The 9,969-nt window shown below is 60.1% G+C and carries 9 protein-coding genes; 6 read left to right on the top strand and 3 right to left on the bottom strand.

What is annotated here, in order from left to right; translation table 11 throughout:
- Window positions 1–186: 186 nt before the first annotated feature.
- The 3 genes from infA to aat form a co-directional block, all read right to left on the bottom strand.
- Entirely contained in the window at window positions 187–405 is a 219-nt protein-coding gene (infA, locus tag AACY36_RS25485; protein ID WP_002553999.1) for a translation initiation factor IF-1, read from the bottom strand.
- Between the two features lie 100 nt (window positions 406–505).
- Window positions 506–1,213 (bottom strand): arginyltransferase, encoded by a 708-nt coding sequence (locus AACY36_RS25480; RefSeq protein WP_339421017.1) that lies wholly within the window; start codon window positions 1,211–1,213, stop codon window positions 506–508.
- A gap of 55 nt (window positions 1,214–1,268) precedes the next feature.
- The gene (gene aat / locus AACY36_RS25475) at window positions 1,269–1,949 is read right to left on the bottom strand and encodes a leucyl/phenylalanyl-tRNA--protein transferase (protein ID WP_339421019.1); all 681 of its coding nucleotides are present in this window, start codon (window positions 1,947–1,949) and stop codon (window positions 1,269–1,271) included.
- Between the two features lie 497 nt (window positions 1,950–2,446).
- Between aat and AACY36_RS25470 the strand changes: the two genes are divergently transcribed.
- From AACY36_RS25470 to cysG, 6 genes are read left to right on the top strand one after another with little or no spacing between them, the layout of a single operon-like run.
- Window positions 2,447–4,852 carry a DNA translocase FtsK gene (locus tag AACY36_RS25470; RefSeq protein WP_339421021.1) on the top strand — a complete coding sequence of 802 codons (2,406 nt, stop codon included), beginning with the start codon at window positions 2,447–2,449 and terminating at the stop codon, window positions 4,850–4,852.
- A 52-nt stretch (window positions 4,853–4,904) separates the two neighbouring features.
- Window positions 4,905–5,528, top strand: coding sequence for an outer membrane lipoprotein chaperone LolA (lolA, locus tag AACY36_RS25465; protein WP_339421023.1), 624 nt, complete (start codon window positions 4,905–4,907; stop codon window positions 5,526–5,528).
- A 27-nt stretch (window positions 5,529–5,555) separates the two neighbouring features.
- Window positions 5,556–6,878, top strand: coding sequence for a replication-associated recombination protein A (locus tag AACY36_RS25460; protein ID WP_339421025.1), 1,323 nt, complete (start codon window positions 5,556–5,558; stop codon window positions 6,876–6,878).
- Window positions 6,878–7,252: a fluoride efflux transporter CrcB gene (gene crcB, locus AACY36_RS25455; RefSeq protein WP_339421027.1), complete on the top strand. Its 375-nt coding sequence runs from the start codon at window positions 6,878–6,880 to the stop codon at window positions 7,250–7,252. The genes AACY36_RS25460 and crcB overlap by 1 nt, the downstream gene beginning before the upstream one ends.
- A gap of 15 nt (window positions 7,253–7,267) precedes the next feature.
- Complete coding sequence (gene serS, locus AACY36_RS25450; protein WP_339421029.1) at window positions 7,268–8,548, top strand: serine--tRNA ligase; 1,281 nt, start codon at window positions 7,268–7,270, stop codon at window positions 8,546–8,548.
- Window positions 8,549–9,943 (top strand): siroheme synthase CysG, encoded by a 1,395-nt coding sequence (gene cysG / locus AACY36_RS25445; RefSeq protein ID WP_339421031.1) that lies wholly within the window; start codon window positions 8,549–8,551, stop codon window positions 9,941–9,943. It abuts the gene before it with no gap.
- Window positions 9,944–9,969 lie beyond the last annotated feature (26 nt).

The raw sequence follows: 9,969 nt of genomic DNA, 5'->3' as shown, positions 1-9,969 counted from the left end.
AGCCGTGATCGGCAGATGCGCGCCTTGGAACGCAAGGCACGCAAACTTGGATTGCAGCTGGTTAAAGCGGCTTAAATTTTAAGAGCAAAAACAATGAGTTATTTTTTGTTTGATAAGAGCGGGCTTGTTAGGTAAAGAGCACACACAAAAACGCCCGGCATAACCGGGCGTTTTGTATTGACTTGCTTAGCGAGCGCGGTAAGTGATGCGCCCTTTGCTCAAGTCATAGGGCGTCAGCTCGACGCGCACTTTGTCGCCGGTAAGAATACGAATGTAGTTCTTGCGCATCTTGCCGGAGATATGCGCGGTTACGACGTGCCCATTTTCCAACTCCACACGAAACATGGTGTTGGGCAGGGTGTCGACGACAGTGCCTTCCATTTCGAAGCTGTCTTCTTTCGACATGCAGTAAAGCCCTCGGTATCCAGTGAATGGCCCGGTGCAACTGCGCCAGGCAAAAGCGGCGTGCATTGTGCCCGAAAAAGGGTGTTTAAGCCAAGGGGTTCTAGTTATGTGTGACCCATCTTTGATTAATCAGCAGTTCAATGGGTCGATATTGGGTCTTGTAATTCATCTTTTTGCAGTTCTTGATCCAGTAGCCGAGGTACACCGCCTCCAGTTCCTGGCGCAGGGATTCGCCAATTTGCCAGAGGATCGCGAAGCGTCCCAGGCTACGGCGTTCTTCGTCAGGCTCATAAAAGGTGTAGACCGCTGAAAGCCCGTTAGGCAGCAAATCGGTCACGGCGACGGCCACCAAGCGGCCGTCCGCACGAAACTCGTAGAAGCGTGAGAAGGGCAGGTCGCGCACCAGGAACGTGGAAAACTGGTCGCGACTGGGCGGAAACATATCGCCGTCGGCGTGTCGTTGCTCGATATAACGCTGATACAGGTCGAAGTATTCTTCGGTGAAGCGCGGCTTGGCTGGCATCACCGTCAGGTCGGCGTTGCGCTTGAGGATGCGCTTCTGGTTACGGTCCGGCAGAAACTGCGCCACAGGGATGCGCGCCGGCACGCAGGCATTACAGTTCTGGCAATGCGGCCGGTACAGATGATCGCCACTGCGCCGAAAGCCCATTTCCGAGAGATCGGCGTACACATGCACGTCCATCGGCTGGCTGGGGTCGAGGAACAGTGTGGTGGCCTGCTCGTCGGGCAGATAGCTGCAAGAGTGGGGTTGAGTGGCATAAAACTTCAAACGCGCCAACTCGGTCATGATCAACCCTCGGATAAGCTTTGAAGTAAGTGTAAGTCAGGAGTGCGCAAGTCGCTTAAGAAACCCAAGGCCCGGCGTTGGGCTGGTCCAGATGGTCACGCAGGAAGCCTGCGAAGTCGCTGCGGGAAATGGCGCGGGCACCCAGGCTGTGCAGGTGGTCGTTGGGCATCTGGCAGTCGATCAGCACAAAGCCCCAGGCCTGTAGTTGGCGAGTCAGCGTGGCAAAGCCGAATTTCGAAGCGTTGTCGGCGCGGCTGAACATTGATTCGCCGAAAAACAATTGGCCCATTGCCAGGCCATACAGGCCGCCCACCAGTTCCCCGTCGTCCCAGACCTCTACCGAATGGGCGTAACCGCGCTGATGCAGTTCCAGGTAGGCGCTCTGGATGCTTTGGGTGATCCAGGTTCCATCGGTATAGGCGCGCGGTGCGGCGCAGGCCTGGATGACTGCAGCGAAGTCCTGGTCGAAGGTGACGCTGTAGCGCTGCTGGCGCAACAGTTTGCCCAGGCTGCGGGACACATGCAGCTCGTCGGGGAGTATGACGGTACGTGGGTCGGGCGACCACCAGAGGATCGGCTGGCCCTCCGAGAACCATGGGAAGCAGCCGTGACGGTAGGCTTGCACCAGTCGTTCGGCCGACAGGTCGCCACCGGCCGCGAGCAGGCCATTGGGCTCACGCATGGCCTTGGCCAGCGGGGGGAAGGTCAGTGAATCGCGTTGTAACCAGGTCAGCATGGCATCCAGGCTTGCGGAAGGGGAGGGGAGTGACAGGTATGACACCTGCTTGCGCAGTGCTGATTATTGTCGACATGGCGCCATCGGGCCAGCCCGAATCGGCCTTTCATGCGTATTAGCGTGAGCAGGTGTTTCTGCAACTCTGTGTCGGGGGCGCGGTCGTAATCGGGTTGGTTCGATGCAGGCCATTTGCCAAGCTGGCCTTGATTGATAAAAACAGCTCATAAGCCTTTGTCAGCAAAGACAATGCATGCTCAAATTGAACATGTTGTGAGACTCGATTGGCTAGGCTGCCGGGTGAAGGGCCAGGGCGTGGCATCGCAGTCACAAACCCGTACAATGCGGGCATTGTGGCGCTTTCCTCATTTCATCCAGCAATCGCCCAATGTTAAAAAGTAGATTCAACGACACTCGTTCATTTTTCAGCTGCTCGGATTGGGCAGTATTTGCAGTCATTCAACAGATGGACGCGCTAAAGGCGCAGGAAAAGACCCGTTTTGAAGAAATCCGCCGCAACACCTAAAGCAGCAGTCGTGCCGGCCTGGCGCCAGCACCTGCATTATCGCCTCAAGGAAGGTGCGCTGATCGCTATCGGCGCGCTGTGCCTGTTCCTGATGATGGCCTTGCTCACGTATGGCAAGGACGATCCCGGCTGGAGCCATAACAGCAAGATCGAAGACGTGCAGAACTTCGGCGGCCCCGCCGGTTCCTACAGCGCCGATATCCTGTTTATGGTGCTGGGTTACTTCGCGTATATCTTCCCGTTGCTGCTGGCGATAAAGACCTGGCAGATCTTCCGCCAGCGTCACGAGCCATGGCAGTGGAGCGGTTGGCTGTTTTCGTGGCGCCTGATCGGCCTGGTGTTCCTGGTGCTGTCCGGCGCGGCCCTGGCCCATATCCATTTTCATGCGCCGACCGGCCTGCCGGCGGGTGCGGGCGGTGCGCTGGGCGAAAGCCTCGGCGACCTGGCGCGCAAGAGCCTGAATATCCAGGGCAGCACCCTGATGTTTATTGCGCTGTTCCTGTTCGGTCTCACCGTGTTCACCGATCTGTCGTGGTTCAAGGTGATGGACGTGACTGGCAAGATCACCCTCGACCTGCTGGAGCTATTCCAGGGCGCGGCTAATCGCTGGTGGTCGGCCCGTGTGGACCGCAAACGCATGGTGGCCCAACTGCGTGAGGTGGACACCCGCGTCAACGAGGTGGTGGCCCCGAGCACGCCGGACCGACGCGAACAGGCCAAGGTCAAGGAACGCCTGATCGAACGCGAGCAAGCCCTGAGCAAGCACATGTCGGACCGCGAGAAGCAGGTGCCGCCAGTGATTGCCCCGGCGCCGCCCAAGGCCCCCGAGCCCAGCGCTCGCGTGCAAAAAGAGAAACAGGCGCCGTTGTTTGTCGACAGCGCCGTCGAAGGTACCTTGCCGCCGATCTCGATTCTCGACCCGGCCGAAAAGAAACAACTTAATTATTCCCCTGAATCCCTGGCGGCCGTCGGCCACCTGCTGGAAATCAAGCTCAAGGAATTCGGCGTCGAAGTGACGGTGGACTCGATCCACCCCGGCCCGGTGATTACCCGTTACGAGATCCAGCCGGCGGCGGGCGTCAAGGTCAGCCGTATTTCCAACCTGGCGAAAGACTTGGCGCGTTCCCTGGCCGTGACCAGCGTGCGCGTGGTGGAAGTGATCCCCGGCAAAACCACCGTGGGTATCGAAATCCCCAACGAAGACCGCCAGATCGTGCGCTTCTCCGAAGTCCTGTCGACGCCGGAATACGATAGCTTCAAATCGCCGGTCACCCTGGCCTTGGGTCACGACATCGGCGGCAAGCCGGTAATCACTGACCTGGCGAAAATGCCTCATCTGCTGGTCGCGGGTACCACCGGTTCCGGTAAGTCGGTGGGTGTGAACGCGATGATCCTGTCGATTCTGTTCAAGTCCGGCCCGGATGACGCCAAACTGATCATGATCGACCCGAAGATGTTGGAATTGTCGATCTACGAGGGCATCCCGCACCTGTTGTGCCCCGTGGTCACTGACATGAAGGACGCCGCCAACGCGCTGCGGTGGAGCGTTGCCGAGATGGAGCGCCGCTACAAGCTGATGGCGAAGATGGGCGTACGTAACCTGTCGGGTTTCAACGCCAAGGTCAAGGAGGCCCAGGACGCCGGCACACCGCTGGCCGACCCGCTGTACAAGCGCGAAAGCATTCACGACGAAGCGCCGCTGCTGACCAAGCTGCCGACCATCGTGGTGGTGGTCGACGAATTTGCCGACATGATGATGATCGTCGGCAAGAAGGTCGAAGAACTCATCGCACGTATCGCCCAGAAAGCTCGGGCGGCCGGTATCCACTTGATCCTCGCCACCCAGCGTCCCTCGGTGGACGTGATCACCGGTCTGATCAAGGCCAACATCCCGACGCGCATGGCGTTCCAAGTGTCGAGCAAGATCGACTCGCGGACCATCATCGATCAGGGCGGTGCCGAGCAACTGCTGGGCCACGGTGACATGCTCTACATGCCGCCAGGCACCAGCCTGCCAATCCGGGTGCACGGCGCGTTTGTTTCCGACGATGAAGTACACCGCGTGGTGGAAGCCTGGAAACTGCGCGGCGCGCCGGAATACAACGACGACATCCTCGCGGGCGTCGAAGAAGCCGGCAGTGGCTTTGACGGCGGCAGCAGTGGTGACGATGATGCCGAGACCGACGCGCTGTACGACGAAGCCGTCGCCTTCGTGCTGGAAAGCCGTCGCGCGTCGATTTCCGCCGTGCAACGCAAGCTCAAGATTGGCTACAACCGCGCCGCCCGCATGATCGAATCCATGGAAAATGCCGGCGTCGTGACCGCAATGAACACCAACGGCTCGCGCGAAGTCATTGCCCCTGGGCAGATGCGCGACTGACCCCGTGCCGCGTGGCAGCACGCGGCACGCTAACGACTCAATGAGGACTCCCATGCGTCTTATCCGCATGCTGTTGTTGCCGGCACTGGCCCTGACCGCTGTTTCGGCTCACGCTGACCCGGCTTCCGTCGCCAGCCTGAAGAACCTGTTGGACAAATCCCAAACGCTGACTGCGCGCTTTTCCCAGATGACCCTGGATGCCGGCGGCACCCAGTTGCAGGAAACCGCAGGCGAAATGGCTGTAAAGCGCCCTGGCCTGTTCTACTGGCATACGGAAGGCAAGGCTGAACAGACCATCGTTTCCGATGGCCAGAAGGTCACTCTGTGGGACCCGGACCTGGAACAGGCGACCATCAAGAAGCTCGACCCGCGTCTGAACCAGACCCCGGCGCTGTTGCTGTCGGGCGATGTGTCGAAAATCAACGACAGCTTCGACATCACGTCCAAGCAAACCAGCAACGTCATTGAGTTCACCCTCAAGCCGAAATCCAAGGACACCCTGTTTGACACACTGTCCCTGTCGTTTGGCAACGGCGTGATCAATAACATGCGACTGGTCGACAGCGTCGGCCAACGCACCGATATCCTGTTCTCCGGGGTCAAGGCCAACCAGCCTGTGCCGGCGTCCAAGTTCAAGTTCGACATCCCCAAGGGTGCCGACGTGATCCAGGAATAAATCCCCCAGAGGTTTCAAACGCTGCCCATGGATCTGTTTCGAAGTGACCCGATTGCTCAACCCCTGGCCGCGCGCTTGCGTTCGACCAATCTGGATGAGTACGTCGGTCAGGAACACCTGCTCGCGCGCGGCAAGCCTCTGCGTGAAGCCTTGGAGCAGGGCGCGCTGCATTCGATGATCTTCTGGGGGCCACCGGGCGTGGGTAAAACCACCCTGGCGCGGCTGCTGGCGAAGGTCTCGGATGCACACTTCGAAACGGTCTCGGCGGTGCTCGCCGGGGTCAAGGAGATCCGCCAGGCGGTGGAAGTCGCCAAGCAGCAGGCCGGGCAATACGGCAAGCGCACCATCCTGTTTGTCGATGAAGTGCATCGCTTCAACAAATCGCAGCAGGATGCGTTCCTGCCCTATGTTGAAGACGGCACGCTGATCTTTATCGGTGCCACCACCGAGAACCCTTCTTTTGAATTGAACAACGCCTTGCTTTCGCGGGCGCGCGTCTATGTGCTGAAAAGCCTGGACGAAGCGGCGATGCGAAAGCTGTTGCAGCGTGCGTTAAGCGAAGACAAGGGCCTGGGCAAGCGCCAGCTGAGTCTCAGCGATGAAGGCTTCAAGATTCTGATGAGCGCCGCAGACGGTGACGGGCGCCGCTTTCTCAACCTGCTGGAAAACGCCTCGGACCTCGCCGAAGACGGCAATGAAATTGGCGTCGAGCTCCTGCAAAGCCTGCTCGGCGATACGCGTCGGCGCTTCGACAAGGGCGGCGAAGCCTTCTACGACCAGATCTCGGCGCTGCACAAATCCGTACGCGGTTCCAACCCGGACGGCGCGCTGTACTGGTTCGCGCGCATGATCGACGGTGGCTGCGACCCGCTTTACCTTGCCCGCCGCGTGGTGCGTATGGCCAGCGAAGACATCGGCAACGCTGACCCGCGTGCGCTGAGCCTGTGCCTGGCGGCGTGGGAAGTTCAGGAGCGTCTGGGCAGCCCGGAAGGCGAGTTGGCAGTGGCCCAGGCCATTACCTATTTGGCCTGCGCACCTAAAAGCAACGCGGTGTATATGGGCTTCAAGTCCGCCCTGCGCGCAGCTGCCGAACACGGCTCCCTGGAAGTGCCGCTGCACCTGCGCAACGCGCCGACCAAGCTGATGAAACAACTGGGCTACGGTGATGAATACCGTTATGCCCACGATGAACCGGACGCCTATGCTGCCGGTGAAGATTACTTCCCCGACGACCTTGAGCCACAGCCGTTCTACCAGCCGGTGCCCCGTGGCTTGGAGCTGAAGATCGGTGAAAAGCTCAATCACCTCGCCCAACTCGATCAACTCAGCCCAAAACAGCGGAGAAAGTAGTGCTCAAGATGATTCTTGCCGTGTCCGCAGCCGGCATCGCTGGTACATTATTGCGTTTCGCCACTAGCACCTGGGTCAGCGCCAACTGGCCGAAGCATTTTTATGCGGCGACCCTGGCGGTCAACCTGGTGGGCTGTTTGATCATCGGGCTGTTGTACGGCTGGTTCCTGCTGCGCCCGGAAGTACCGATTGAAATTCGGGCTGGCTTGATTGTCGGCTTTGTAGGCGGTCTGACGACCTTTTCATCCTTTTCACTGGATACGCTGCGCCTGCTGGAAAGCGGGCAGGCCCTGGTTGCTTTCGTGTACCTGGGCATCAGCGTGTTCGGCGGGCTGCTCGCCACCTGGGCTGGCCTGTCCTTGACCAAACTTTGATAACGAGAGACCGACATGCTCGATTCCAAACTGTTACGTAGCAACCTTCAGGACGTAGCGGACCGCCTGGCATCCCGTGGCTTTGCCTTGGATGTCGCGCGCATCGAAGCGCTGGAAGAACAGCGCAAGACCGTCCAGACCCGCACCGAAGCACTGCAGGCTGAGCGTAATGCGCGTTCCAAATCCATCGGTCAGGCCAAGCAGCGCGGCGAAGACATCGCGCCGCTGATGGCGGATGTCGAGCGCATGGGCACCGAGCTCTCTGACGGCAAAATCGAGCTGGAAGGCATTCAGACCGAGCTGGATTCCATCCTGCTGGGCATCCCCAACTTACCGCATGAGTCTGTGCCGATGGGCGAAGACGAAGACGGCAACGTCGAAGTGCGCCGGTGGGGCACGCCAAAAGCCTTTGATTTCGAGATCAAGGACCACGTTGCCCTGGGCGAATTGACCGGCGGCCTGGATTTTGAGACTGCCGCCAAGATGTCCGGCGCACGCTTTGCCTTGCTGCGCGGCCCGATCGCGCGCATGCACCGCGCCCTGGCGCAGTTCATGATCAATCTGCACACCGCCGAGCACGGTTACGAAGAAGCCTACACCCCATACCTGGTGCAGGCGCCGGCGCTGATGGGCACCAGCCAGTTGCCGAAGTTCGAGGAAGAGCTGTTCAAGATCAGCCGCGACGGTGATGCCGATCTGTACTTGATCCCGACCGCCGAAGTGTCGCTGACCAATATCGTTGCGGGCGAGATCCTCGACGCCAAGCAACTGCCGTTGAAGTTCGTGGCTCACAGCCCGTGCTTCCGCAGCGAAGCCGGTGCATCGGGTCGTGACACTCGCGGCATGATCCGCCAGCACCAGTTCGACAAGGTCGAGATGGTGCAGGTCGTCGAGCCGTCGACCTCCATGGAAGCCCTGGAAGGCCTGACCGCCAACGCCGAACGCGTCCTGCAACTGCTGGAGCTGCCGTACCGCGTGCTGGCGCTGTGCACGGGCGACATGGGTTTCAGCGCCGTGAAGACCTACGACCTCGAAGTGTGGGTACCGAGCCAGGACAAATACCGCGAGATTTCGTCGTGCTCCAACTGCGGTGATTTCCAGGCGCGTCGTATGCAAGCGCGTTTCCGTAACCCGGAAACCGGCAAGCCGGAGCTGGTCCATACCCTCAACGGTTCCGGCCTGGCCGTAGGCCGTACGCTGGTGGCGGTGCTGGAAAACTACCAACAGGCTGACGGCTCGATCCGTGTGCCTGACGTGCTCAAGCCTTACATGGCTGGCGTTGAGGTCATCCGCTAAATGGAATTTCTGCCGCTGTTTCATAACCTGCGCGGCAGTCGTGTGTTGGTCGTCGGTGGTGGGGAGATTGCCTTGCGCAAATCCCGGCTGCTGGCCGACGCCGGTGCGGTGCTGCGGGTGGTTGCTCCCCAGATCGAAGACCAGTTGCGTGAGCTGGTGCAGGGCAGTGGCGGGGAACTGATGTTGCGCGGTTATCAGGAGGCCGACCTCGACGGTTGCACCCTGATCATCGCGGCAACGGACGACGAGCCGCTGAACGCGCAAGTGTCCAGCGATGCCAAGCGTCGTTGTGTGCCGGTCAATGTGGTGGATGCGCCGGCCTTGTGCAGCGTGATCTTCCCGGCGATTGTCGACCGTTCGCCCCTGGTGATCGCGGTGTCCAGCGGCGGCGATGCGCCGGTGCTGGCGCGCCTGATCCGCGCCAAGCTGGAAACCTGGATTCCGTCCACCTACGGTCAGTTGGCCGGGTTGGCGGCGCGGTTTCGTGCCCAGGTCAAAGGCTTGTACCCGGATGTGCAGCAACGTCGCGCGTTCTGGGAGGAAGTATTCCAGGGCCCGATTGCCGATCGGCAACTGGCCGGGCAGGGCGCTGAAGCTGAGCGTCTATTGATTGAAAAGGTCAACGGTGCACCACCAAATGCCCCGGGTGAGGTTTACCTGGTCGGCGCAGGCCCGGGCGATCCGGACCTGCTGACCTTTCGTGCCTTGCGCCTGATGCAGCAAGCCGATGTGGTGCTGTACGACCGCTTGGTAGCGCCGGCGATTCTCGAGTTGTGCCGCCGTGATGCCGAGCGCGTGTACGTCGGCAAGCGTCGCGCCGACCATGCTGTGCCGCAAGATCAGATCAACCAGCAACTGGTTGACTTGGCCAAGCAAGGCAAACGCGTACTGCGCCTCAAGGGTGGCGATCCATTCATCTTTGGGCGAGGTGGTGAAGAGATTGAGGAACTGGCAGCCCACGGCATCCCGTTCCAAGTGGTGCCGGGGATCACGGCGGCCAGCGGTTGCGCAGCGTATGCGGGCATTCCGCTGACCCACCGCGACTACGCGCAGTCAGTGCGATTTATCACCGGGCATTTAAAGAACGGTACGTCGGAACTGCCTTGGGATGACTTGGTGGGCCCCTCGCAGACCTTGGTGTTCTACATGGGCTTGATTGGTTTGCCGATCATCTGCGAACAGCTGATCAAGCATGGGCGGGCAGCTGATACCCCGGCGGCATTGATCCAGCAGGGCACCACGTCCAACCAGCGTGTGTTTACTGGCACGCTGGCCGACTTGCCGCGCATGGTGGCGGAGCATGAAGTGCATGCGCCGACATTGGTGATCGTTGGTGAAGTCGTGGTGTTGCGCGAGAAGCTCAAGTGGTTCGAAGGCGCTCAGTCGCAAGTCTGAACACCTGATGTAGTGAGCGGGGCAAG

Origin of the sequence: Pseudomonas sp. EA_15y_Pfl1_P101 (genome assembly GCF_963970835.1) — a bacterium.
GTDB classification, from domain to species: domain Bacteria; phylum Pseudomonadota; class Gammaproteobacteria; order Pseudomonadales; family Pseudomonadaceae; genus Aquipseudomonas; species Aquipseudomonas tritici.
Note: the sequence above shows the minus strand (reverse complement) of the source record. Positions and strands in the feature narration are given on the sequence as shown.

Bases quoted from the DNA above. Each gene is read 5' to 3' on its own strand.
- infA (WP_002553999.1), bottom strand. From the start codon at position 405: ATGTCGAAAGAAGACAGCTTCGAAATGGAAGGCACTGTCGTCGACACC.
- AACY36_RS25480 (WP_339421017.1), bottom strand. From the start codon at position 1,213: ATGACCGAGTTGGCGCGTTTGAAGTTTTATGCCACTCAACCCCACTCT.
- aat (WP_339421019.1), bottom strand. From the start codon at position 1,949: ATGCTGACCTGGTTACAACGCGATTCACTGACCTTCCCCCCGCTGGCC.
- lolA (WP_339421023.1), top strand. From the start codon at position 4,905: ATGCGTCTTATCCGCATGCTGTTGTTGCCGGCACTGGCCCTGACCGCT.
- AACY36_RS25460 (WP_339421025.1), top strand. From the start codon at position 5,556: ATGGATCTGTTTCGAAGTGACCCGATTGCTCAACCCCTGGCCGCGCGC.
- serS (WP_339421029.1), top strand. From the start codon at position 7,268: ATGCTCGATTCCAAACTGTTACGTAGCAACCTTCAGGACGTAGCGGAC.
- cysG (WP_339421031.1), top strand. From the start codon at position 8,549: ATGGAATTTCTGCCGCTGTTTCATAACCTGCGCGGCAGTCGTGTGTTG.